This is a genomic window from Mycobacterium sp. 1274756.6 (genome assembly GCF_001668625.1).
GTDB lineage: Bacteria > Actinomycetota > Actinomycetes > Mycobacteriales > Mycobacteriaceae > Mycobacterium.
This window is the reverse complement of sequence record NZ_LZLJ01000048.1, coordinates 1-24518: the sequence shown is the minus strand read 5'-3', so window position 1 is coordinate 24518 and position 24518 is coordinate 1. Positions and strand designations below refer to the sequence as shown.

Sequence of the window (24518 nt, the reverse complement as noted above, 5' to 3'; positions counted from 1 at the left end):
CATGTACACCGATGTGACCGATGTGTACGTCGATCGTGGTGAGGAACCCGGTTTGGATGGCGGCGTGAGCTCCGACGGCGCGGCGCTGGAGAAACGGTTGGCGTCGCTGGACGACGGCATCCGGGTGCTCGACGAGGCGGGCGAGGTCGGCAAGGTCACCCGCATCCGGCGGGTGATCGACGGGCTGAGGCTGGTGCTGCTGCAACCCGGTGGGTGCGCCGCGGTGCGCGCCCGCACCCAGGCGCTGGAGAACGCCGGGTTGTTCCTGGGCACCGACTGGGGGGCGCCGCAGACCCTGCTGCCCGCGTTGAGCGGCGGGGCGCTGCACAGCGACAACGCCGACACCGTGGTGCTCGAGGCGGTCAACGAGCTGCGGCTGCTGGCGGTGGCCAACGGCGACTACATCCATCCGCTGGTCTCCGCCGAACAGGCCCGCCACCACCTCTCGCAGGTCCTGGCGCTGAACCTGTCACTGCTGTTCACCCCGCCCACCGAGGCCGAACGCGAACAGCAGGGCCGGATGGCGCAGGTGACCCGCGACCTGTTCGCCTACCTCGTCGAGGAGATCGGCTACGACGGGGTGCTCGACCGGTTGGTCGACGAGATCTGGCGGATCCTGCGTCAGCGCCCCATCCAGGTCGACCAGATCAAGCAGATGATCACCCAGATCGCGGTGGCCATCCACGACCCCGACATCGACCTGGGCACCGGCGGCCGCGGGGTCGACCGGTTGATCACCAGCCTGTTCGGCACCACCGACGCGTGCCGGGAGGACCCCGGCGTCGACGTCTACCGCAGCCGCCTGGAGTCGATGGACGAGCCCACCCTGCAATACGAGGCGGCCGGGTTCGCCCGTTCCATGCACGACACCGGGCTGGTCTCCCCGTACCACGCGGTGTTGCTGCGGTTCCTGCTGGAAAAGGGCGACTATCTGCTCGCCGAGGCGCTGGGCCTGTCGAGCACCGGCCGGGACTGCCTGCTGTGCTACCACGACCTGGTGCACGCGCTGATCACCGCCGCCGTGCACACCGAGACCGCGCAGTGCATCTACGGGCTGGCGCTGCTGCTCGAACGCGGCATCCTCTATCAGCCGGCGGTGGCGCCCTCGCTGTGGCGCCAGTTGGCGCTGCCGCTCTCGGCGTACTCCCGCGAACGGCTGGCGCTGGCCTTCGGCACCGAGCAGGAGCCGCTCACCTGGCTGTTGGCCGGCACCCTGTCGATGCTCGGGCTGCCGCTGGGAGTGGGGCAGGGCGACAACCCCACCTGCCAGTCCGCCCGCGCGCTGTCGATGTGGTCGTACAACGATCCCGACTACCTGCTGCAGACCATCGTGTGGGCCGCCCGCGACGACGAGATCGTCATGCACTTCGAGGGCCAGCCGCTGTCCTCGCGGGACTCGGTGGCGGGGGTGGCGACCAAGCTTCCGGTCGACCTCGACCCGGTGTCGCTGCTGGTGGTGCCGCACCTGGACCGCATCTACGCCGAGATGGGCCGGCGCTGCGCCGGCCGGGAGGGCGATCCACACCGCTGGGTGAACCCGGAGTTCCACGGCTGGTGGGCCGGCCGCGGATTCCGGATCAACGTCGACGTCGAGACCGGTGACCTGGTCGACCTCGACGGGTTCCTGCGCCACTTCTACGGCGCCTACCACCCGTTCTACAACGGCAACCAGCCGCTGATCCACCCCCAGCCCGCCGGGGTGGCGGTCACCGACAGCGCCGCCCGGTTCATCGGGTGGCACGCGATCGCGGTGCTGCGGGTCAGCCTCGACCCCAACGAGACCATGCGGGTCTACTTCTACAACCCCAACAACGACAGCGGCCAGGACTGGGGCGACGGGGTGGTGGTCAGCACCGCCGGCCACGGGGAACGCTTCGGGGAGGCGTCGCTGCCGTTCGAGCAGTTCGCCTCGCGGCTCTACATCTTCCACTTCGATCCGCTCGAGCCGGGCACTCCGGCCGCGGTCACCCAGGACGAGCTCGATCGGGTGGTGGGGTACATCCAACGCAGCTGGGGCGCCGACCGGATGGCTACCGTGGAGACGGCGGGTTGACCTCGACCGCCCGAAATAGATTATAACGATTTGATAACGATGCTGAATTGACCGGCGCGCGAACCTTACTCCAGCGTAACCACGATCATGCAGGACGTTTGACCGACGGGGTATCTACCGTGGTCAGAGGCGCTGTTACCCAGGGCACGGGTTACCGATGCGTAGAACTCGCGAGTAACCAATCGGGGTGCCGAACGGACCGGATTCTTATGCCACCCTTAATGAGATGCCGCGCGGTATCCGCCGCCTCCCGGGGCGCAGCGAAGCCGCGCGGGCGGGGGATTCGACGAGGAATCCTCGTGGCCGCGGCGGGCGCCCCAACCGACGCGGCCGCGCCGAGAACCGCCGCCGAGAACCGACGAACCGACACAGCACGAATTTCGCAGCAGGGAGAGACGCAACGTGACGATCTACGAGCATGACCGGATGTCCGCCGACCGGGACGGGGCCTCCGTCAGTACTCATGCTCTGGTTGATCGACTCACCGCCGGCGAGCCGTACGCGGTGGCGTTCGGCGGGCAGGGCAGCGCCTGGCTGGAGACGCTGGAGGAGCTGGTCTCCTCGGCGGGGATCGAAACCGAACTCGCCACCTTGGCCGGCGAGGCCGAACTGCTGCTCGAGCCCGTCGCCCGCGAACTGGTCGTGGTCCGCCCGGTCGGGTTCGAGCCGCTGAGCTGGGTGCGCGCCCTGGCCGCCGACGACCCGGCGCCCGCGGCGAACCACCTGACCTCCGCGGCGGTGTCGGTGCCCGGCGTGCTGCTCACCCAGATCGCGGCGACCCGGGCGCTGGCCCGCCAGGGGCTGGACATGACCGCCACCCCGCCGGTCGCGGTGGCCGGGCACTCCCAGGGCGTGCTGGGGGTGGCGTCGCTGAAAGCCGGCGGCGCCGCCGACGTACAGCTGCTGGCGCTGGCGCAGCTCATCGGCGCCGCGGGCACGCTGGTGGCCCGCCGGCGCGGCATCACCGTCTCCGGTGAGCGCCCGCCGATGGTGTCGGTGGCCAACGTCGACCCGGAACGGATCTTCCAGCTGCTCGAGGAGTTCGCGCAGGACGTGCGCACCGTGCTGCCGCCGGTGCTGTCGATCCGCAACGGCCGGCGCGCCGTGGTCATCACCGGCACCCCCGAACAGCTGTCCCGCTTCGAGCTGTACTGCGAGCAGATCGCCGAGAAGGAAGCCGCCGAGCGGAAGAACAAGATCCGGGGCGGCGCGGTGTTCGCGCCGGTCTTCGAGCCGGTCCAGGTCGAGGTCGGGTTCCACTCGCCGCGCCTGGCCGACGGCATCGAGCTGGTCGGCCGCTGGGCCGAGCAGGTCGGTCTGGACGTGGAGCTGGCGCGGGAGATGACCGAGGCGATCCTGGTCCGCCAGGTCGACTGGGTCGACGAGATCGACGAGCTGCACCGCGCCGGCGCCCGCTGGATCCTCGACCTGGGGCCCGGCGACATCCTGACCCGGCTGACCGCGCCGGTGATCCGCGGCCTGGGCATCGGGGTGGTGCCGGTCGCCACCCGCGGCGGCCAGCGCAACCTGTTCACCGTCGGCGCGGTGCCCGAGGTCGCGCCGCCGTGGTCGAGCTACGCCCCGTCGACGGTGCGCCTGCCCGACGGCCGCATCAAACTCGACACCAAGTTCACCCGGCTCACCGGCCGGTCGCCGATCCTGCTCGCCGGCATGACCCCGACCACCGTCGACGCCAAGATCGTCGCCGCCGCGGCCAACGCCGGGCACTGGTCGGAGCTGGCCGGCGGCGGCCAGGTCACCGAGGAGATCTTCGCCGACCGCATCGAGGAGCTCACCGGGCTGCTCGAGCCCGGCCGCACCGTGCAGTTCAACACCCTGTTCCTCGACCCCTACCTGTGGAAGCTGCAGGTCGGCGGGAAACGGCTGGTGCAGAAGGCGCGGCAGTCCGGCGCCCCGATCGACGGCGTCGTGGTCAGCGCGGGCATCCCCGACCTGGAGGAGGCCGTCGAGCTCATCGACGAACTCAACGAGGTCGGCCTGAGCCACGTGGTGTTCAAGCCGGGCACCGTCGAGCAGATCCGCTCGGTGATCCGCATCGCCGCCGAAGTCCCCACCAAGCCGGTGATCATGCACGTCGAGGGCGGCCGCGCCGGCGGCCACCACTCCTGGGAGGACCTCGACGACCTGCTGCTGACCACCTACTCCGAGCTGCGCTCGCAACCCAACATCACCGTCTGCGTGGGCGGCGGCATCGGCACCCCCGAGCGGGCCGCGGAGTACCTGACCGGCCGCTGGTCGCAGAGCTACGGGTTCCCGTCGATGCCGGTCGACGGCATCCTGGTCGGCACCGCGGCGATGGCCACCAAGGAGGCCACCACCTCCCCGTCGGTCAAGCAGATGCTGGTCGAGACCGCCGGCACCGACCGCTGGATCAGCGCGGGCACCGCCCAGGGCGGCATGGCCTCCAGCCGCAGCCAGCTCGGCGCCGACATCCATGAGATCGACAACGCCGCCTCCCGCTGCGGTCGCCTCCTCGACGAGGTGGCCGGCGACGCCGACGCCGTCGCGGCCCGCCGCGACGAGCTGATCGCGGCGATGGCCCCCACCGCCAAGCCCTACTTCGGCGACGTCGGGGAGATGACCTACGCGCAGTGGCTGCGCCGCTACGTGGAGCTGGCGATCGGCGCCGGCGACTCCACCGCCGACACCGCCTCCCCGGACAGCCCCTGGCTGGCCGACACCTGGCGGGAGCGGTTCGGTTCGATGCTGCAGCGCGCCGAGGCCCGGCTCAACCCGGCCGACCACGGCCCGATCGACACCCTCTTCGCCGACCCGCAGCTGCTGGAACGCCCCGACGAGGCGATCGCGACCCTGCTGGCCCGCTACCCCGACGCCGAGACCGTCGTGCTGCACCCCGCCGACGTGCCGTTCTTCACCCAGCTGTGCAAGACCCCCGGCAAGCCGGTGAACTTCGTGCCGGTCATGGACAAGGACGTGCGGCGCTGGTGGCGCAGCGACTCGCTGTGGCAGGCCCACGACGCCCGCTACACCGCCGACCAGGTGTGCATCATCCCGGGCACCGCCGCGGTCGCGGGCATCACCCGCGTCGACGAGCCGGTCGGGGAACTGCTCGACCGCTTCGAGCAGGCCGCGGTCGACGAACTGTTGGCCACCGACGGCGAACCGCGGCCGGTGCACTCCCGCCGCGCCGGCCGCACCGACGTGGCCGGTCCGCTGGCGGTCGCCCTGGACGCCCCCGACGTGCTGTGGGCCGGGCGCACCGTCGCCAACCCGGTGCACCGCCTCGGCGCCCCCGACGAATGGCAGATCCGCGAGGGCAGCGACAACCGGTCGGCCACCCACCCCTCGACCGGGGCGCGGCTGGAGGTGCAGACCGCCGACGGCGGAACGGACCGGGTCGTGTTGAGCGTGCCGCTGTCGGGCACCTGGATCGAGATCCCGCTGAGCCTGCCGCCGGTCACCGTCGAGGGCGGCACCCCGGTGGTGGCCACCGAGGACGCCGCCACCGCCATGCGCGCCGTGCTGGCGATCGCCGCCGGCGTGGACGGGCCCGACGCGCTGCCCGCGGTCGCCGACGGCGCCGCCACCGTCACCGTCGACTGGGACCCCGAACGGGTCGCCGACCACACCGGGGTCACCGCGGTGTTCGGCGCCCCGCTGGCCGCGGGCCTGACCCCGGTGCCCGACGCGCTGGTGGGCCGCTGCTGGCCCGCGGTGTTCGCGGCGATCGGCGCCGCCGCCACCGACACCGGCTTCCCGGTGGTCGAGGGCCTGCTGTCGCTGGTGCACCTCGACCACGCCGCCCGGCTGGACACCGCGCTGCCCGCGGAGCCCACCGAGCTGACCGTGCGCGCCACCGCAGGCGCGGCCACCGACACCGAGGTGGGCCGGGTCGTGCCGGTCGAGGTCACCGTCACCGCCGCCGACGGCACCGTGGTGGCCACCCTCGCCGAGCGGTTCGCCATCCGCGGGCGCACCGGACCGGCCGAGCTCACCGACCCGGTCCGGGCCGGCGGCGCGGTCTCCGACAACGCCACCGACACCCCGCGGCGGCGCCGCCGCGACGTTGCGGTCACCGCACCCGTGGACATGCGGCCGTTCGCGGTGGTCTCCGGAGACCACAACCCGATCCACACCGACCGCGCCGCCGCGCTGCTGGCCGGCCTGGACTCGCCGATCGTGCACGGCATGTGGCTGTCAGCCGCCGCGCAGCACGCGGTGACCGCCACCGACGGGCAGGCCCGCCCGCCGGCCCGGCTGGTCGGCTGGACCGCGCGATTCCTGGGCATGGTCAAACCCGGCGACGAGGTCGACTTCCGCGTCGAGCGGGTCGGCATCGACCAGGGCGCCGAAGTCATCGAGGTGGCCGCGCGCATCGGCTCGGAGCTGGTGATGGCCGCGACCGCCCGGCTGGCCGCCCCCAAGACCGTCTACGCCTTCCCCGGGCAGGGCATCCAGCACAAGGGGATGGGCATGGAGGTCCGCGCCCGCTCCAAGGCCGCCCGCAAGGTGTGGGACTCCGCGGACAAGTTCACCCGCGAGACCCTGGGCTTCTCGGTGCTGCACGTGGTGCGCGACAACCCGACGTCGCTGATCGCATCCGGCGTGCACTACCAGCACCCCGAGGGCGTGCTGTACCTGACCCAGTTCACCCAGGTCGCGATGGCGACCGTGGCCGCCGCCCAGGTCGCCGAGATGCGCGAGCAGGGCGCCTTCGTCGAGGACGCGATCGCCTGCGGGCACTCCGTGGGCGAGTACACCGCGCTGGCCTGCGTGTCCGGTGTCTACGAGCTGGAAGCGCTGCTGGAGGTGGTGTTCCACCGCGGGTCGAAGATGCACGACATCGTGCCGCGCGACGCGCTGGGCCGGTCCAACTACCGGCTCGCCGCGATCCGGCCGTCGCAGATCGACCTCGACGACGCCGACGTCACCGACTTCGTCGCCGAGATCGCCGAGCGCACCGGCGAATTCCTGCAGATCGTGAACTTCAACTTGCGCGGCTCGCAGTACGCGATCGCCGGCACGGTGCGCGGTCTGGAGGAGCTGGAGGCCGAGGTCGAGCGGCGCCGCGAGCGCACCGGGGGACGCCGGTCGTTCATCATGGTGCCCGGCATCGACGTGCCGTTCCACTCCAAGGTGCTGCGCGTCGGCGTCGATGACTTCCGGCGTTCGCTGGAACGGGTCATGCCCCGCGACAAGGACCCCGACCTGATCATCGGGCGCTACATCCCCAACCTGGTGCCCAAACCGTTCTCGCTGGACCGCGAGTTCATCCAGGAGATCCGCGACCTGGTGCCCGCCGAGCCGCTGGACGAGATCCTGGCCGACTACGACACCTGGCGGAACGAGAAACCGCGCGAGCTGTGCCGCAAGGTGGTCATCGAGTTGCTGGCCTGGCAGTTCGCCAGCCCGGTGCGCTGGATCGAAACCCAGGACCTGCTGTTCATCGAGGAGGCCGCCGGCGGTCTCGGGGTGGAACGCTTCGTCGAGATCGGGGTGAAGTCCGCCCCGACGGTCGCCGGGCTGGCCACCAACACCCTCAAGCTCCCCGAATACGCCCACAGCACCGTGGAGGTGCTCAACTGCGAGCGGGACGCGGGGGTGCTCTTCGCCACCGACACCGACCCCGAACCCGAGGACGACCTCGAACTCGACACCCCCGCCGAACCCGCTGCCGAGGCGGCGCCGGCGGCGGCCGCGCCTGCCGCCCCGGCGGAGCCGGCCGCCCCGTCGGGTGGCCCGCGCCCGGACGATCTGGGCTTCGACGCGGCCGACGCCACCCTGGCGTTGATCGCGCTGTCGGCGAAGATGCGGCTGGACCAGATCGAGCCGCTGGACTCCATCGAGTCGATCACCGACGGGGCGTCCTCGCGACGCAACCAGCTGCTGGTCGACCTCGGCTCGGAGCTGAACCTGGGCGCCATCGACGGCGCCGCCGAGGCCGACCTGGCCGGGCTGCGCAGCCAGGTCACCAAGCTGGCCCGCACCTACAAGCCGTTCGGGCCGGTGCTCTCCGACGCCATCAACGACCAGCTGCGCACCGTGCTCGGGCCGTCCGGCAAGCGGCCGGCCGCGATCGCCGAGCGGGTCAAGAAGACCTGGGAACTCGGCGACGGCTGGGTCAAGCACGTCACCGTCGAGGTGGCGCTCGGCACCCGGGAGGGCAGCAGTGTCCGCGGCGGTGACCTCGGCGGCCTGCACGACGGGGCGCTGGCCGACGCGGCCGCGGTGGACAAGGTCATCGACAGCGCGGTGGCGGCCGTCGCCGCCCGCAACGGGGTGGCCGTGTCGCTGCCGTCGGCCGGCGGTGGCGGCGGCGCCACCGTGGACGCCGCGGCACTCGGCGAGTTCACCGAGCAGATCACCGGCCGCGACGGCGTGCTGGCCTCCGCGGCCCGCCTCGTGCTCGGCCAGCTCGGGCTCGACGAGCCGGCCGGCGCGCCGCCGGCGGCCACCGACGCCGAGCTGATCGACCTGGTCACCGCCGAACTGGGCGCGGACTGGCCGCGGCTGGTGGCGCCGGTGTTCGACGGGCGCAAGGCCGTCGTCTTCGACGACCGCTGGGCCAGCGCCCGCGAGGACCTGGTCAAGCTGTGGCTGGCCGACGACGGGGAGATCGACGCCGATTGGGCCCGCCTCGCCGAGCGCTTCGAGGGCGCGGGCCACACCGTGGCCACCCAGGCCACCTGGTGGCAGGGCAAGGCGCTGGCCGCCGGGCGGCAGGCGCACGCCGCGCTGTACGGCCGCATCGCCGCCGGCGCGGAGAACCCGGGCCGCGGGGTGCACAGCGACGAGGTGGCGGTGGTGACCGGCGCCTCGAAGGGCTCGATCGCCGCGTCGGTGGCCGGTCGGCTGCTCGACGGCGGGGCCACCGTCATCGCCACCACCTCCCGCCTCGACGACGAGCGGCTGGCGTTCTACCGCAACCTCTACCGCGACCACGCCCGGTTCGGGGCGACGCTGTGGGTGGTGCCGGCGAACATGGCCTCCTACAGCGACATCGACGGGCTGATCGACTGGGTCGGCAGCGAGCAGGTGGAGAACCTGGGGCCGGCGTCGATCCACCTCAAGGACGCGCAGACCCCGACGCTGCTGTTCCCGTTCGCCGCGCCGCGGGTGGCCGGTGATCTGTCGGAGGCCGGGTCACGCTCGGAGATGGAGATGAAGGTGCTGCTGTGGGCCGTGCAGCGGCTCATCGGCGGCCTGTCGAAGATCGGCGCCGAGCGCGACATCGCCTCCCGGCTGCACGTGGTGCTGCCCGGCTCGCCCAACCGCGGCATGTTCGGCGGCGACGGCGCCTACGGCGAGGCCAAATCGGCCCTCGACGCGGTGGTGTCCCGCTGGAACGCCGAGTCGTCGTGGGCCGAGCGGGTCAGCCTGGCGCACGCACTCATCGGCTGGACGCGCGGCACCGGGCTGATGGGCCACAACGACGCCATCGTCACCGCCGTCGAGGAAGCCGGGGTGACCACCTACTCCACCGACGAGATGGCCGCGATGCTGGTCGGTCTCTGCGACGTCGAGTCGAAGGTGGCCGCCGCCAGCGCGCCGATCAAGGCCGACCTCACCGGCGGGCTGGCCGAGGTCGACCTGGACATGGCCGAGCTGGCCGCCAAGGCCCGCGAGGAGATGGCGGCCGAGGCTGCAGCCGACGACGAGCCCGCCGAGGGCACCATCGCCGCACTGCCGAGTCCGCCGCGCGGCCACACCCCGGCGCCGCCACCGGCCTGGGACGACCTCGACGTCGACCCGGCCGACCTGGTGGTCATCGTCGGCGGCGCGGAGCTGGGCCCGCTGGGCTCCTCGCGCACCCGTTTCGAGATGGAGGTCGACGACGAACTGTCGGCGGCCGGCGTGCTGGAGTTGGCCTGGACGACGGGGCTGATCCACTGGGAGGACGACCCGACTCCGGGCTGGTATGACAGCGAAACCGGGGAACTGGTCGACGAATCGGAGCTGGTCGAGCGCTACCACGACGCGGTGGTGGAGAAGGTCGGCATCCGCGAGTTCGTCGACGACGGCGCGATCGACCCCGACCACGCCTCGCCGCTGCTGGTCAGCGTCTTCCTCGACAAGGACTTCACGTTCGTGGTGTCCAGCGAGGCCGACGCGCGCGCGTTCGTCGAGTTCGACCCCGAGCACACCGTGGTGCGCCCGGTGCCCGACTCGTCGGACTGGCAGGTCACCCGCAAGGCCGGCACCGAGATCCGGGTCCCGCGCAAGACCAAGCTGTCCCGCACCGTCGGCGCCCAGATCCCGACCGGCTTCGACCCCACGGTGTGGGGCATCAGCGCCGACATGGCGACCTCGATCGACCGGGTGGCGCTGTGGAACATCGTCGCCACCGTCGATGCGTTCCTGTCGGCCGGGTTCACCCCCACCGAGCTGATGCGCTGGGTGCACCCGTCGCTGGTGGCCAGCACGCAGGGCACCGGCATGGGCGGCATGACCTCGATGCAGACCATGTACCACGGCAACCTGCTGGGCCGGAACAAGCCCAACGACATCCTGCAGGAGGTGCTGCCCAACGTGGTGGCCGCCCACGTCGTGCAGTCCTACATCGGCTCCTACGGCGCCATGATCCACCCGGTCGCGGCCTGCGCGACGGCGGCGGTCTCGGTCGAGGAGGGGGTGGACAAGATCCGGCTGGGCAAGGCCGAGCTGGTGGTCACCGGTGGGTTCGACGACCTGACGCTGGAGGCGATCATCGGCTTCGGTGACATGGCGGCCACCGCCGACACCGAGATGATGCGCGCCAAGGGCATCTCCGACGCGAAGTTCTCCCGCGCCAACGACCGGCGCCGGCTGGGCTTCGTCGAAGCGCAGGGCGGCGGGACCATCCTGCTGGCCCGCGGCGACCTGGCCGCCAAGATGGGTCTGCCGGTGTTGGCCGTGGTCGCCTACGCGCAGAGCTTCGGCGACGGGGTGCACACCTCGATCCCGGCGCCGGGGCTGGGGGCGCTGGCCGCCGGCCGCGGCGGACGCGACTCGCTGCTGGCCCGGTCGCTGGCCAAGCTGAAGGTGGGCGCCGACGACATCGCGGTGGTCTCCAAGCACGACACCTCGACGCTGGCCAACGATCCCAACGAGACCGAGTTGCACGAGCGGCTCGCCGACGCGTTGGGCCGCTCCGAGGGCGCGCCGATGTTCGTGATCAGCCAGAAGACCCTCACCGGGCACGCCAAGGGCGGCGCGGCGGTCTTCCAGATCATGGGCCTGTGCCAGATCCTGCGCGACGGGGTGATCCCCCCCAACCGCAGCCTGGACTGTGTGGACGACGAGCTGGCCAGCTCCGACCACTTCGTGTGGGTGCGCGACACCCTGCGGCTGGGCGACAAGCTCCCGCTGAAGGCGGGGCTGGTCACCAGCCTGGGCTTCGGGCACGTGTCGGGCCTGGTGGCGCTGGTGCATCCGCAGGCGTTCGTGGCCGCCCTGGATCCCGCGCAGCGCCGCGACTACCTCGAGCGGGCCGAGGCGCGGGTGGTGGCCGGGCAGCGGCGGCTGGCGTCGGCGATCGCCGGCGGGCCGGCGCTCTACGAACGCCCCCCCAACCGGCGGTTCGACAAGGAGGTCTCGGAGAAGCCGCAGGAGGCCGCGATGCTGATCAACGCGGCCGCCCGGCTCGGCGATGGCGACGTCTACATCCGCTAGCGTTACCGGCTATGAGCGCCGAAACTGACCGCCCGGCAGGAAGAGCCGCGCCATGAGCATCGTCGGAGTCGGTATCGACCTGGTCAACATCCCGGACTTCGCCGACCAGGTCGACCGGCCCGGGACGGTGTTCGCCGAGACGTTCACCCCCGGGGAGCGCCGCGACGCCTCGGACAAGAGTTCCTCCGCGGCGCGGCACCTGGCGGCCCGCTGGGCGGCCAAGGAGGCCGTCATCAAGGCGTGGTCGGGGTCGCGGTTCGCGCAGCGGCCGGTGCTGCCCGAGGGCATCCACCGCGACATCGAGGTGGTCACTGACATGTGGGGCCGCCCGCGGGTGCGGCTCTCCGGTGAGATCGCCCGGCACCTGGCCGACGTCACCATCCACGTCTCGCTGACCCACGAGGACGACACCGCCGCGGCCGTGGCGATCCTGGAGACGTCCTGACCGCCGCGCGGGTGCGACGTTTAGCCTGAACGCGTGAGCGATCTGGTCACCGCGGTCCACGCCGTCCTGCCCTCGGTGCGCCGCGATCTGGAGGCACTGGTGCGCATCGAGTCGGTCTGGGCCGACCCGGAGCGCCGCCCCGAGGTGCACCGCAGTGCCGCTGCGGTCGCAGACCTGTTGAGCGACGCCGGTTTTCCCGACGTGCAGGTGGTCGCCGAAGGGGGAGCACCCGCGGTGATCGCCCGGCATCCGGCGCCGCCCGGCGCGCCCACGGTGCTGCTCTACGCCCACCATGACGTGCAACCCGAAGGCGACCCCGCGGCGTGGCAGTCCCCGCCGTTCGAGCCCACCGAACGCGACGGCCGCCTCTACGGCCGCGGCACCGCCGACGACAAGGCCGGCATCGCCGTGCACCTGGCCGCGTTCCGCGCCCACGGCGGCGCACCCCCGGTCGGGGTCACCGTCTTCGTCGAGGGTGAGGAGGAGTCCGGCTCGCCGTCGCTGCCGGCGCTGCTGGCCGCGCACCGCGACGCGCTGGCCGCCGACGTCATCGTGCTCGCCGACTCCGACAACTGGAGCGTCGACGTGCCCGCGCTGACCGTCTCGCTGCGCGGCCTGGTCGACTGCGTGGTCGAGGTGGCCACCCTCGACCACGGCCTGCACTCCGGGCTGTGGGGTGGGGTGGTGCCCGACGCGCTCAGTGTGCTGGTGCGGCTGCTGGCCGGCCTGCACGACGACGACGGCAACGTCGCCGTCGCCGGGCTGCACGAGAGCAGCGCACCGGCGGTCGACTACCCGCCCGATCGGGTCCGGGCCGCCGCCGGGCTGCTGGACGGGGTGCAGGAGATCGGCTCCGGCTCGGTGCCGCAACGACTCTGGGCCAAACCGGCGATCACCGTGATCGGCATCGACACCACCTCGGTGGCGGCGGCGTCGAACACCCTGATCCCGTCGGCGCGGGCCAAGATCAGCCTGCGGGTGGCCCCCGGCGGGGACGCCGCCGCGCACCTGGCGGCGCTGCGGACCCATCTGGAAGAGCGGGCGCCGTGGGGCGCGCGGGTGCGGGTGGTGCCCGGAGAGATCGGTCAGCCGTTCGCGGTCGACCCGACCGGGCCGGTCTACGACGCCGCCCGCGCCGCGTTCCGGCAGGCCTGGGGCGCCGAACCGGTCGACATGGGGATGGGTGGATCGATCCCGTTCATCGCCGAGTTCGCCGCGGCGTTCCCCGACGCCACGATCCTGGTGACCGGGGTGGAGGACCCGGCGACCCAGGCGCACAGCGTCAACGAGAGCCTGCACCTCGGGGTGTTGGAACGCGCCGCGACCGCCGAGGCGTTGCTGCTGGAGCGCCTGGGCGCTCGTTAGCTACACCGCCAGATCCCGACGCAGCTTGGCGACGTGGCCGGTGGCCCGCACGTTGTACTGCGCGACGGCGATCTTGCCGGCCTCGTCGACCAGGAACGTCGAGCGGATCACGCCCTGCACGGTCTTGCCGTACATCTTCTTCTCGCCGAACGCGCCCCAGGCGGCCAGCACCGCACGGTCCGGGTCGGACAGCAGCGGAAACGTCAACTGCTCGGCGTCGCGGAACTTGGCCAGCTTCGCCGGCTTGTCCGGTGAGATCCCGACGACGTCGAGACCGGCCTCGTTGAGCTCACCGAGGTTGTCGCGGAAATCGCAGGCCTGCTTGGTGCAGCCGGGCGTCGAGGCCGCCGGATAGAAGTACACGATGACCTTCCGGCCCCGGTAGTCGCTCAGCGACACCGCGTTGCCGTCGGCGTCGGGAAGGCTGAAGTCGGGCGCGGTGTCGCCGGGTTGCAACCGCACGGTGTCGGTCAAGTCGGGCCCTTTCTGCTCGCGGGTTTGCCCACAGCGCCGGAAACGGCGCCGGCTGTTCTAGGGTAGGTCGGACCGTCCCATCAAGCGGAGCAAGCGGAGGTGACCGTGGCGGAGCGTGACCCCGACACCATCAAACAGGACATCGACCGGGCTCGCGATCAGCTGGCGGCCACCGTCGACCTGCTGGCGGAACGGGCCAACCCGCGCCGCCTCGCCGACGATGCGAAGGCCAAGGCGGTGCAGATCGTCAAAACCCCGGCGGTGACGATCTCGCTGGTCGGGGTGGGGGCGCTGACGGTGGTGCTGGTCATCCGCAAGATCCGCAACCGCTGACCGGCGCGGCGACGCACCCCCGGAAAGCCACCCGAATTCAGCGATCCGGCTCGACAGGCTTTATGGTCTAGCTGTGCAAGAGATGAACCGTCGCAACATGATGCTGATGTCCGGTCTCGGGCTGCTGTCCGCCGGCGCCCTGGCCGCCCCCGCCGCGCAGGCCAGCCCCGCGCGGCCGCAGGCCCCCCGCGCGCCGCTGCCCGCGGAACCGGCCGGCGCGGCCCCTGCCCTGCTGTTCTTCGACGAGTTCGACGGGGAGGCGGGTTCGGCCCCTGACCCGGCGAAGTGGTCGGTGGCCACCGCCCGGGAGACCATCAAGAACCCGGTGTTCTGGGACCGCCCGGAGAACATGGGCCAGTACCGCGACGACCGCAACCACGTCTTCGTCGACGGCAACTCCAACCTGGTCATCCGCGCCACCCGCAACGACGACGGCAAATACGTCAGCGGCAAGGTGCAGAGCCCCTGGCGCGGCGGCATCGGCACCACCTGGGAAGCCCGCATCAAGCTCAACTGCCTGACCGCCGGTTGCTGGCCGGCCTGGTGGCTGTCCAACAGCGACGACCCCAAGGTCGGCGGTGAGATCGACCTGATGGAGTGGTACGGCAACGGGGAATGGCCGTCGGGGACCACCGTGCACGCCAACCCGTGGGGCACCTCGTTCGCGACCCACCCGTACCCGGTCGACAGTGACTGGCACACCTGGCGGGTCACCTGGAACGAGCAGGGGCTGTACTTCTGGCAGGACTACGCCCCGGGCAAGAAGCCCTACTTCGAGGTGCCGGCGTTCTCGATCGAGGAGTGGCCGTTCAACAACCCCGGCTACACGATGTTCCCGGTGCTGAACCTGGCGGTGGCCGGGTCCGGGGGCGGGGACCCCGCCGGTGGTGACTACCCGGCCGAGATGCTCGTCGACTGGGTGCGGGTCTTCTGACGGCACGCCGGGGCCGACAGTGATTGTTGTCACTGTCGGCCCCGGCGGCGCGAGGCCCGAACAGCAAAAATCCCCTGCCGCGGCAGGGGATTTCGCTTGTACGCCGTGAAGGGCTCGAACCTTCGACCCGCTGATTAAGAGTCAGCTGCTCTACCAACTGAGCTAACGGCGCAGGCTGTGCGAGAATAACAGGCATTCCGCCACGCCGCGAAATCCGCTGCGCACGGCGCCCCGGCCTCGCGACGACGGTGTCGCTGAAGAGGCGCTCACCCCTCTAGACTAGAGCCCGGGGGAATTCCGATCGGTGTCGCTCACCGCGAGCGTGAAGGGAAAGCACGTCATGGGGCAGGTCGTTTCGGTGGTGCGTTCGCGCCGCGTTCGGTCCTGTTTGGTCACCTTGTTGATGGTTCCGGCCGTGGTGTTCGGTCTGAGTGCCTGCGGGGCCGACTCCGGCCCGGCACCGTTGGAGATCATCGCCGACAAGGGCACCCCCTATGACGACCTGCTGATCCCGAAGCTGACCGCCTCGGTGAATGACGGCGCGGTCGGGGTCGCGGTGGACGCGCCGGTGACCGTCAAGGCCGAGGACGGCGTGCTGGATTCGGTCAGCATGGTCAACGAGTACGGCAAGCAGGTCGACGGCAAGCTCAGCGACGACGGGCTGGCCTGGTCGACCACCGAGCCGCTGGGCTACAACAAGCGCTACACGGTGAAGGCGACCGCGCTCGGGCTGGCGGGGGAGTCGAGCAAGAACCTGAGCTTCCGGACCCACTCGCCGGCGAACCTGGCGATGCCCTACGCGATGCCCAACCGCGGCGAGGTCGTCGGTGTCGGCCAGCCGGTGATCATCCGCTTCGACGAGAACATCGGCGACCGGGTGGCCGCGGAGAAGGCGGTGACGGTCACCACCGAGCCGCCGGTCGAGGGCGCTTTCTACTGGCTGAACAACCGGGAACTGCGTTGGCGTCCGGAGAACTTCTGGAAGCCGGGCACCAAGGTGACGGTGGAGGCCAAGACCTACGGCGTGGACCTCGGTGACGGGGTGTTCGGGCAGGACTCGGCCAGCACCCAGTTCACCGTCGGCGACGAGGTCGTCGCCACCGCCGACGACAAGACCAAGATGATCACCGTGCGCATCAACGGTGAGGTGGCCAAGGTGATGCCGACCTCGATGGGCAAGGACAGTACGCCCACCGACAACGGCACCTACATCATCGGTGACCGGTTCCAGCACCTCGTGATGGACTCCTCGACCTACGGCGTGCCGGTCAACTCCCCGGACGGCTACCGCACCGACGTCAACTGGGCCACCCAGATGTCCTACAGCGGCATCTACGTGCACTCCGCGCCGTGGTCGGTCGGCGCCCAGGGCAACACCAACACCAGCCACGGCTGCCTCAACGTCAGCCCGACCGACGCGCGGTGGTTCTACGACCACTTCAAGCGCGGCGACATCGTCAAGGTGGTCAACACCGTCGGCGGCACCCTGTCGGGCACCGACGGGCTCGGGGACTGGAACATCCCCTGGTCGCAGTGGTCGGCCGGCAACGCCAACGCCTGAGTCCCCCTGAAATCGACGCGCCAGCGGCGAGATAGCGCCGAAAAAGCGGTCTTAGCCCGCTTTGGATGTCGATCTCAGGGAGTACCCGGCGGGCCGGGGCCGGCTAGGCCTGCTCGGCCCGGGCCTCCTCGACCTCGACTTCGTCGACGTCACCGAACTGCTCGCTGTCCGGGGCATCCTTGACCACACTGATCCGGGAGCGGCGCAGCGTGTCTTCGACGCGGCCCTGGATCTCCGCCAGCGCCGTAAGCAGTCCGGCGCGCTCCTCGTGGAGCAGTTTGATGTCGGATTGAGTGCGTTCGGTGATCAGCCGGGCCTCGCTCTCGGCCGCGGTCACCAGGTCGGTGGCCTTGAGTCGCGCGTCTTTCTCCAGGTTCGCGGCGTGCTTCTCGGCCTGCTCCCAGGCCGCCTTGATCTGCTGATCCAGCCGCTTCTGGGCGTCGCGGCGCCATTTCTCGTCGGTCTCGCGGCGGACCCGCGCCGCGTTCTCGGCCTCCTCGATCAACCGGGCACTTTCGGCGTAGGCGGCCTGCAGCACCTCCTCGGCCTCGGTGCGGGCCTCGGTCAGGATCTCCTCACGGCGGGCGGCGGTGACAGCCTGGAACTCGGCGAGAGCGGCGTTGGCGGTGGCGCGGTCCTGGCGGGCCCCCTCGACCTCTTTGCGGGCGGCCTCGATCTCCTCGTTGAGCTTCGTGGTCAACATGGCGGCTTCCTCGCGCGCCATCTCCTTGGTGCGGTGTGCTTCGTCGGAGGCGACCCGCATCATCCGCGCGATCCGGTCCGACATGTTCTCGACCGATTCGATCGGACCCGAGAGGCGCTCGACCTCCTCACGCAATTGCGTGACCTCGCCCGCGAGGCGGTCGCGCTCCGCGTCGCCGGTGAGGGCGGACTGATGGGCCTGGTTCATCTGGTCACGCAGCGAATCGATTTCGTTGTGCAGCCGCTGGATGTAGTCGGTCACTTCGGCGCGGTCGAAGCCACGCATCTGGACCTGAAACTCCGGGATTCGTGCTGGCACGGGCGTTCTCCTGGTTTAGTTGACGTGATCGGGATATCAAGCGCCGCCGGGTAACCGGCGATCACCGCCGGGCGGATGGCTTGGTGCGGCGGGTCGGGCAGACTTTGCGTCGCCCCGGCGCTGGGAGCGGGCGAAGGAGGCGACGTTGACCACCGGAGAAACCGTGCCGGCTCCGCCGGATCCGCCGCCGGCGAACTCCAGCATGCTGAAGCGGTCGTAGAACGCCCGAATCTGGGTGACGATATCCTCCCGGATCCGGTTGAGTTCGGCCAGCTTGGCCTCGGCTTCCGCGATATGGCTGTCGATGTCGCGTTGAACGTCTTTCAGCGTCTTTTCGGCGCGAGCCTCCGCGTTGCGCATCAGTTCGGCGGACTCCCGGGCGACCTCGTCTCGAGTCCGGGTCGTTTCGGCTTCGAACTGTTTGGTCTTCGCTTCCAACGTGGCCCGCATCTCGGTCACCGATTGGTGTTCCCGTTTGGCTTCGGCGGCGAGTTTGGCCGCTTCGTCGCGGTCCTTTTCGGCCGACCGGTGTGCGCGCGCCGTCTCCTCGGCGAGGGCGGTGGCGTCCTCACGAAGTTTGGTCGCCGTCTGGCGGGCATCGGCGACGATCGCCTCGGCTTCCTCGGTTGCCGCCCGCAGGATGGTGGACAGGCGGTCTTTCATGTCGTTGATGTCGGACGGAATCCGGCCGGCCACCTCGCCGTAGCGCGCTGTCGTCGACTTCAACTCCGCATGCGACCGGCTCAGCTGCTCGCCGAGGGCATCGAGCCGCCAGCTCGCGGACGAACTGGGCGGCCGCATAGCGCCGACCGGCTCGATGGCGGCGTGGTGTTCGTCGGATTCGGTCGCCGTCTCACCGTCACTCGGCCGGCTCGCGGCACGGTCGTCCTCGGATCTCGCCGGGCCGGCTTCGGGGATTACGTCGCATTCGGGGTCGACGCTGTCGTCGGCGGGAAGGGTCATGCCGCAAAGATTTCACTCGACGCCATGCAGGGCGACCCTACCGTAAGTGCGGGGCGCCACCGGAGCCCACCCGGTAGGGGCCCGACCCGCGGCCGCCGCAACCGCCGACGGCGAAATTTGGGGTGGCTGACGGGACTCGAACCCGCGACACCCAGGATCACAACCTGGTGCTCTACCAACTGAACTACAGCCACCATCGCTGCCGACCGGCTGGTGGCAGCCCCCCGATACTAGCCGCTGAGGTTCTCGGAGGCCGAATCGGTGTGGTCGGCGGCACCCAACTCGGTCGCCACCGCGGCGATCTCGCTGGTCGACGGGCCCGGCGGCGCGACGAACGCGGTGCGCCGGTAATACTGCAGCTCGCGAATCGACTCGTGGATGTCGGCCAGCGCCCGATGCGCCAGCCCCTTGGCTGGCTGACCGAAATAAATCCGCGGGTACCAGCGCCGGCAGAGCTCCTTGATCGAGCTCACATCGATCATCCGGTAGTGCAGGAAGGCGTCCAGGGCGGGCATGTCGCGGGCGATGAACCCGCGGTCGGTGGCGATCGAGTTACCGGCCAGCGGCGCGGTCTTGGCCTGCTTGACGTGCCGGCGCAGGTAGTCGAGCACCATCGTCTCGGCGGCCGGCACGTCGACGGTGGCGGCCCGCACCTCCTCGATCAGCCCGGACCGGGTGTGCATCTCGGTGACCACGTCGATCATCGAATCCAGGGCAGCGTCGTCGGCGTGGATCACGATGTCGATACCGTCGTCCACCGGGGTCAGGTCCCCGTCGGTGACCACGACCGCGATCTCGATCAGCTTGTCCGAGCTGAGATCGAGCCCGGTCATCTCGCAGTCGATCCACACCAGCTCATCGCGCACAGCACTCACAGTAGGCCCACGTTAGCCGCTGGCTGCCGCGCCCGGTCAGCGGCCAAGTAATCTGAGCAGCTGAACGTGGGGCGCCGTCGGCGCCGACGCGCGACAACCCCACCTCCGTCATTCGAGCGACAGCTAAGGACACGCGGTTCTATGAGCACGAAATCGGCAGAGAACCCTGCCCAGCAGATCGCTGCCGGCTACCAGGTGGGCGGGCAGGCACTGGAGTTGGGCACCGTCGTCGTCGACGGCACTGTCGACCCGCAGGCGCCGGTCCGCATCCCGCTGGCGACGGTCAACCGGCACGGCCTGATCGCCGGCGCCACCGGCACCGGCAAGACCAAGACTCTGCAGGTCCTCGCCGAGCAGCTCTCCGCCGCCGGGGTGCCGGTGCTGATGGCCGACGTCAAAGGCGACCTGTCCGGGCTGGCGCGCCCCGGGACGCGCAACGACAAGATCACCGAACGCAACGACGACACCGGCGACTCCTGGGAGCCCACCGCCTACCCGGTGGAGTTCTTGTCGCTGGGCACCGACGGGATCGGCGTGCCGGTGCGCGCGACGATCTCCAGCTTCGGGCCGATCCTGCTGTCGAAGGTGCTGGGACTCAACGCCACCCAGGAGTCGACGCTCGGGCTGATCTTCCACTGGGCCGACCAGCAGGGCCTGGCGCTGCTGGACCTGAAGGACCTGCGCGCGGTGATCACCCACCTCACCAGCGACGAGGGCAAAGCCGACCTCAAGGCACTCGGCGCGGTATCCACAGCCACCGCCGGAGTGATCCTGCGGGCGCTGATCAACCTCGAAGCCGAAGGCGCCGACACGTTCTTCGGGGAACCCGAGCTCGACCCCGAAGACCTGCTGCGCGTCGACGAACAGGGCCGCGGGGTGATCACCCTGCTCGAACTCGGCGACCAGGCCGCCCGCCCGGTGCTGTTCTCCACCTTCCTGATGTGGGTGCTCGCCGACCTATTCACCTTGCTGCCCGAGGTCGGCGACATCGACAAGCCCAAGCTGGTCTTCTTCTTCGACGAAGCGCACCTGTTGTTCAGCGACGCCTCCAAGGCCTTCCTCGACCAGGTGGAGCAGACCGTCAAACTGATCCGCTCCAAGGGAGTGGGCGTGTTCTTCTGCACTCAGCTGCCCACCGATGTGCCCAATGCGGTGCTGTCCCAGCTCGGCGCGCGGGTGCAGCACGCGCTGCGCGCCTTCACCCCCGACGACCAGAAGGCGCTCACCAAAACGGTGCGCACCTACCCGAAGACCAAGGTCTACGACCTGGAATCGGCGCTGACCTCACTGGGTATCGGCGAGGCGGTGATCACGGTGCTCTCCGAGCGCGGCGCGCCCACCCCGGTGGCCTGGACGCGGCTGCGGGCCCCGCGCTCGCTGATGGACGCCATCGGCGCCGAAGCGATCCGCACCGCCGCCCGGGGCAGCTCCCTGTACGCCAAATACGGTGAGAGCATCGACCGGGAATCGGCCTACGAGATCTTGAAAGGCAAACTGGGCCAAGACGAGTCGGTCGGCGACGAGCGGACGCCCGGGGAACCGAAGAAGCTCGGCTGGTGGAAACGCTTCCTGCAGTGGTGGAAAGAGCTGCTCAGCAGCCCCGCCGCGAAGAGTTTCGCCCGCTCGGCCGGCACCGCGGCCGGACGGGAGATCACCCGCGGCATGATGGGCACCGGCAAGCGCAGGCGTTAGCTCAGTCGCCGCCCAACTTCTTATAGAAGCTGCCCACGATCGGCGCGACGATCGCGCGCGGGGCGTACTGGCTGGCCACCGACATCGCCTTGGACGTCACCCCGGGTACGACGCGCATCTTGTTGCGCTCCAAGGCATCCAGGGACAGTTTCGCGGTGTGCTCCACCGAGATCCACAGGAAGTCCGGGACCAGCTTGTCCACCAGGGACGCCTCGGTGGGGTCCGGGGCCTCGGCGCGCACCGGGCCGGGCGCCAGCAAGGTGACGTGCACCCCGGATCGGCGCAGCTCACCGCGCAGCGATTCGCTGAACGTGTTGGCGAACGCCTTGGTCGCCGCGTAGGTGGCGTTGTTGGGGATCGGCGAGTTGCCCGCCGCCGAACCGGAGATCAGGATCCCACCGGCGCTGCGCTCGATCATCCCGGGCAGCACCGCCAGCACCAGGTCGTGCACCGCGACCGCGTTGAGCTGGACCTGGTCGCGCTCCTCGACCGGATCCTGCTTGGCCACCGGACCGAAGGTCGCGGTGCCGGCATTGGCGCACAGGATCGAGATGTTGCGGCCGGCGAGTTCCTCGACGAAGGGCGCGCGGGCGGCGGGGTCGGCCAGATCGACCGGGCGCACCTCGACCTGCACGCCGTATCGTTCGGTCAGGCGGGCGGCCAGCGCGGCCAGCACCTCACCGCGCCGGGCGGTGACGATCAGATGGTGACCGCGGGCGGCCAATTCGGTGGCCAGCGCTTCGCCGATGCCTTGGGAGGCGCCGGTGACCACGGCGCGGGCGTCGGGGCTGGGAACGGGAACGGGCATGCGCCAATCGTAGACAGCGTTTAAAGTCCCCAGCGTGGGCAGCCCGGGATCACGGCCAGACCGCCCGGGCGGGTCTCGGACGTTGGGCGGCGTGCTGCGCTCGCGGGTACTGGCCTGGATGGTCTGGGACTGCGGTGCCGCCGGGCTCAACGCGATCGTGGTCACCTTCGTCTTCTCCGTGTACCTGACCGGCACCGTGGGGGCGGTCAGCCCCGGATCCACCGCGTCGGCCAGTTGGCTGGGCCGCGCCATGGCCATCGGCGGGGTGTCGGTCGCGCTGCTGGCGCCACTGATCGGGGTGTGGGTCGAGGCCCCGCAACGGCGCCGGCCCGCGCTGGCGGTGCTCACCGGCCTGGCCGCCGCGCTGACCTGCGCGATGAGCCTGATCCGCGACGATCCGGGGTATCTGGTGCCGGGGCTGGCGCTGCTGGCCATGACCGCGGCGTGCGTGGACCTGGCCGGGGTGCCCTACAACGCGATGCTGCGGCAGGTCTCCACACCGCGTACCGCCGGCCGGGTCTCCGGGTTCGGGTGGGCCGCCGGCTACGCCGGTGCGGTGGTGCTGATGCTGGTGGTCTACCTGGGGTTCTTCGCCGGTAGCGGGGACACCCGCGGGCTACTCCGGCTGTCGCCGCACGACGGGCACAACGTGCGGTTGGCGATGCTGTTGGCGGCCGGCTGGCTGGTGGTGTTCGCGCTGCCGTTGCTGGCGGGCCGGCACTGGTCGGATGGCCCAGCGGTGCCGACCCGCCGCTACGGGCTGTTGGGCGGCTACCGCAAACTGTGGTCGGATCTGCGCGGGGAGTGGCGACGCGACCGCAACCTGGTCTATTTCCTGGTGGCCAGCGCGATCTACCGGGACGGGCTGGTCGGGGTGTTCGCCTTCGGCGCGGTGCTCGGCGTCAACGTCTACGGCCTGTCCTCGGCCGACGTCCTGCTCTTCGGCGGGGCTGCGGCGGTGGTGGCGGCCATCGGCGCGGTGCTCGGCGGTCTGCTCGACGACCGGCTGGGCTCCAAACCCATCATCGTCGGGTCGCTGGCGGTGCTGATCGCGGTGGGGATCGCGCTGCTGGCACTCTCCGGTCCGGTGGCGTTCTGGGCGTGCGGGCTGGTGCTGTGCCTGTTCATCGGGCCGGCCCAATCAGCCTCGCGCACACTGCTGTTGCGCATGGCGCCCGACGGCATGGAGGGCGTCGCGTTCGGCCTCTACACGATGACCGGGCGGGCCGTGACCTTCCTGGCGCCGTGGCTGTTCTCGGTGTTCGTCGACGTCTTCCACGCCGATCGCGCCGGCCTGGCCGGGTTGTGTCTGGTGCTCGGGGCGGGCCTGGCCGGGCTCGTCGGGGTGCGGGCCCCGTCGGGTCGGATCAGCCGGTGTTCGCGCAGATCGTGACGAACGCTCCGCTGCGCTGCTGCACCTGGGCGCCGTCGACGGTGAGGGTGCAGGTCGCCTCGTTGCCCGCGGTGATGATGGTCACCATGGCGGTCTCGGCGGTCGCGGAGTCGAGGTCGACCTCGGTGCTCCACGGCAGCGTCACGCTGAACTCGGTGCGCAGCACTCCGCCGGCGCCGACGTAGGCGATGCTGATCGCCCGGCCCTCACCGCTGACCTGGTAGCCCACGGTCGAGGTGGCTCCCGGAGCGGTGGTCGGCGGGGCGGTCGGTGAGGCCGAGGCCCGGTTGATGGCCCACGCCGCGTTCGGGTTGCTCAACTCCACGCCGCATAGCATGAAGGCCCCCGGCGGCCGGGCCTGCGGCGACCAGTCCGCCCGGTCGCTGATGCGGGCGATGACTCTGGCCGCGCTGCGCAGCACCGACGCTCTCCGAGGCTGATCCCCGACCGCGCGGGTACTCTGCCCCCCATGAGGTGGGCATGACCGATCCACGTTGGGGCGACGACGACGCCTGGGCCCGGCGCTCGCCGTACGGGTCCGAACCGACCCCCGCCGACTACCCGCTCTACCCGGACCCGGCGTACGCCGGCCAGCACTACCCCTACGGCGGCGGGTATCCGCCGCCGGGGCCCGACCCGACCCGCCAGCTGCCCCGCCACGAGCCCGAACAGCCGGCTTCGTCCGGGCCGCCGCCGCCCGAGCCGCCTCGGTCCTCCCGCGGCCTGTGGCTGCTGGCCGGGGCCGCGATCCTGCTGGTGGTGGCGTTGGTGATCGCGGTGCTGATCAGCAACGACTCCCGCTCCGACCGGTCGGGACCGCCGACGGCCGCCCCGACACTGACCCCGTCGCCGCGCCTGCCCGCGCCCCCGCCGCCCCAGCGGCCCCGCACGCCGTCGAGCAGCCGGGTGCTGATCCCGACCAGCAACTCCACCAGCAGCGCTTCCTTGTTCGGGAAATGCCGGTAGAT

Annotated in this window: 15 protein-coding genes, 2 tRNA genes and 2 pseudogenes; 10 read left to right on the top strand and 9 right to left on the bottom strand. The window is 70.9% G+C overall.

Annotation, left to right across the window (positions count from 1 at the left end):
* Position 1 precedes the first annotated feature (1 nt).
* The 4 genes from A5643_RS05995 to A5643_RS05980 all read left to right on the top strand — a co-directional run bounded on the left by A5643_RS05995 (position 2) and on the right by A5643_RS05980 (position 13496).
* Complete coding sequence (locus A5643_RS05995) at positions 2-2053, top strand: hypothetical protein (RefSeq protein ID WP_231995472.1); 2052 nt, start codon at positions 2-4, stop codon at positions 2051-2053.
* A gap of 402 nt (positions 2054-2455) precedes the next feature.
* On the top strand, positions 2456-11686 hold the full coding sequence (locus A5643_RS05990) for a type I polyketide synthase (RefSeq protein ID WP_066852954.1): 9231 nt from the start codon (positions 2456-2458) through the stop codon (positions 11684-11686).
* Between the two features lie 52 nt (positions 11687-11738).
* Positions 11739-12131, top strand: coding sequence for a holo-ACP synthase AcpS (acpS, locus tag A5643_RS05985; protein ID WP_066852952.1), 393 nt, complete (start codon positions 11739-11741; stop codon positions 12129-12131).
* A 33-nt stretch (positions 12132-12164) separates the two neighbouring features.
* Positions 12165-13496 (top strand): dipeptidase, encoded by a 1332-nt coding sequence (locus A5643_RS05980; RefSeq protein ID WP_066852951.1) that lies wholly within the window; start codon positions 12165-12167, stop codon positions 13494-13496.
* Here A5643_RS05980 and bcp read toward each other — a convergent pair whose 3' ends face one another.
* The gene (gene bcp, locus A5643_RS05975) at positions 13497-13970 is read right to left on the bottom strand and encodes a thioredoxin-dependent thiol peroxidase (RefSeq protein ID WP_066852949.1); all 474 of its coding nucleotides are present in this window, start codon (positions 13968-13970) and stop codon (positions 13497-13499) included.
* A 105-nt stretch (positions 13971-14075) separates the two neighbouring features.
* Here bcp and A5643_RS05970 point away from each other — a divergent pair, with 105 nt between their 5' ends.
* Positions 14076-14303: a DUF3618 domain-containing protein gene (locus tag A5643_RS05970; protein WP_066853020.1), complete on the top strand. Its 228-nt coding sequence runs from the start codon at positions 14076-14078 to the stop codon at positions 14301-14303.
* 82 nt (positions 14304-14385) lie between these two features.
* On the top strand, positions 14386-15237 hold the full coding sequence (locus A5643_RS05965) for a glycoside hydrolase family 16 protein (protein WP_197497664.1): 852 nt from the start codon (positions 14386-14388) through the stop codon (positions 15235-15237).
* Positions 15238-15336: 99 nt separating this feature from the next.
* Here A5643_RS05965 and A5643_RS05960 read toward each other — a convergent pair.
* Positions 15337-15409 (bottom strand) — tRNA-Lys (locus A5643_RS05960).
* Between the two features lie 168 nt (positions 15410-15577).
* Here A5643_RS05960 and A5643_RS05955 point away from each other — a divergent pair.
* The gene (locus tag A5643_RS05955) at positions 15578-16798 is read left to right on the top strand and encodes a L,D-transpeptidase (RefSeq protein ID WP_066852947.1); all 1221 of its coding nucleotides are present in this window, start codon (positions 15578-15580) and stop codon (positions 16796-16798) included.
* A gap of 103 nt (positions 16799-16901) precedes the next feature.
* Here the strand turns inward: A5643_RS05955 and A5643_RS05950 are convergent, their stop codons facing one another.
* The 4 genes from A5643_RS05950 to orn all read right to left on the bottom strand — a co-directional run bounded on the left by A5643_RS05950 (position 16902) and on the right by orn (position 19648).
* Positions 16902-17819, bottom strand: a complete 918-nt coding sequence (locus A5643_RS05950) for a coiled-coil domain-containing protein (RefSeq protein ID WP_197497663.1) — start codon at positions 17817-17819, stop codon at positions 16902-16904.
* Positions 17820-17855: 36 nt separating this feature from the next.
* On the bottom strand, positions 17856-18620 hold the full coding sequence (locus A5643_RS05945; RefSeq protein ID WP_156628569.1) for a hypothetical protein: 765 nt from the start codon (positions 18618-18620) through the stop codon (positions 17856-17858).
* 280 nt (positions 18621-18900) lie between these two features.
* A tRNA-His gene (locus A5643_RS05940) sits at positions 18901-18976 on the bottom strand.
* A gap of 36 nt (positions 18977-19012) precedes the next feature.
* Positions 19013-19648: an oligoribonuclease gene (gene orn, locus A5643_RS05935; protein ID WP_066852941.1), complete on the bottom strand. Its 636-nt coding sequence runs from the start codon at positions 19646-19648 to the stop codon at positions 19013-19015.
* Positions 19649-19798: 150 nt separating this feature from the next.
* Here orn and A5643_RS05930 point away from each other — a divergent pair, with 150 nt between their 5' ends.
* Positions 19799-21349 (top strand): helicase HerA-like domain-containing protein, encoded by a 1551-nt coding sequence (locus tag A5643_RS05930; protein WP_066852939.1) that lies wholly within the window; start codon positions 19799-19801, stop codon positions 21347-21349.
* Position 21350: 1 nt separating this feature from the next.
* Here A5643_RS05930 and cmrA read toward each other — a convergent pair whose 3' ends face one another.
* Positions 21351-22157, bottom strand: a complete 807-nt coding sequence (cmrA, locus tag A5643_RS05925) for a mycolate reductase (protein WP_066852937.1) — start codon at positions 22155-22157, stop codon at positions 21351-21353.
* Between the two features lie 34 nt (positions 22158-22191).
* Between cmrA and A5643_RS05920 the strand changes: the two genes are divergently transcribed.
* Positions 22192-23550 (top strand): MFS transporter, encoded by a 1359-nt coding sequence (locus tag A5643_RS05920; RefSeq protein ID WP_502686210.1) that lies wholly within the window; start codon positions 22192-22194, stop codon positions 23548-23550.
* Here the strand turns inward: A5643_RS05920 and A5643_RS05915 are convergent.
* Entirely contained in the window at positions 23525-23887 is a 363-nt protein-coding gene (locus A5643_RS05915) for an MmpS family transport accessory protein (RefSeq protein ID WP_231995471.1), read from the bottom strand. The genes A5643_RS05920 and A5643_RS05915 overlap by 26 nt on opposite strands.
* On the opposite strand from A5643_RS05915, the pseudogene A5643_RS18640 reads away from it, so the two are divergent.
* Positions 23817-23990, top strand: a pseudogene (locus tag A5643_RS18640) (TetR/AcrR family transcriptional regulator); the annotation flags it as partial. The gene A5643_RS05915 and the pseudogene A5643_RS18640 sit on opposite strands and share 71 nt — an antisense overlap.
* Before the next feature lie 444 nt (positions 23991-24434).
* Here the strand turns inward: A5643_RS18640 and A5643_RS18060 are convergent.
* Positions 24435-24518: pseudogene (locus A5643_RS18060) on the bottom strand (TetR/AcrR family transcriptional regulator); the annotation flags it as partial.

Bases quoted from the DNA above. Each gene is read 5' to 3' on its own strand.
- A5643_RS05915 (WP_231995471.1), bottom strand. From the start codon at position 23,887: ATGCTATGCGGCGTGGAGTTGAGCAACCCGAACGCGGCGTGGGCCATC.
- A5643_RS05995 (WP_231995472.1), top strand. From the start codon at position 2: ATGTACACCGATGTGACCGATGTGTACGTCGATCGTGGTGAGGAACCC.
- acpS (WP_066852952.1), top strand. From the start codon at position 11,739: ATGAGCATCGTCGGAGTCGGTATCGACCTGGTCAACATCCCGGACTTC.
- A5643_RS05965 (WP_197497664.1), top strand. From the start codon at position 14,386: ATGAACCGTCGCAACATGATGCTGATGTCCGGTCTCGGGCTGCTGTCC.
- cmrA (WP_066852937.1), bottom strand. From the start codon at position 22,157: ATGCCCGTTCCCGTTCCCAGCCCCGACGCCCGCGCCGTGGTCACCGGC.
- A5643_RS05955 (WP_066852947.1), top strand. From the start codon at position 15,578: ATGGGGCAGGTCGTTTCGGTGGTGCGTTCGCGCCGCGTTCGGTCCTGT.
- A5643_RS05945 (WP_156628569.1), bottom strand. From the start codon at position 18,620: ATGCGGCCGCCCAGTTCGTCCGCGAGCTGGCGGCTCGATGCCCTCGGC.
- A5643_RS05930 (WP_066852939.1), top strand. From the start codon at position 19,799: ATGAGCACGAAATCGGCAGAGAACCCTGCCCAGCAGATCGCTGCCGGC.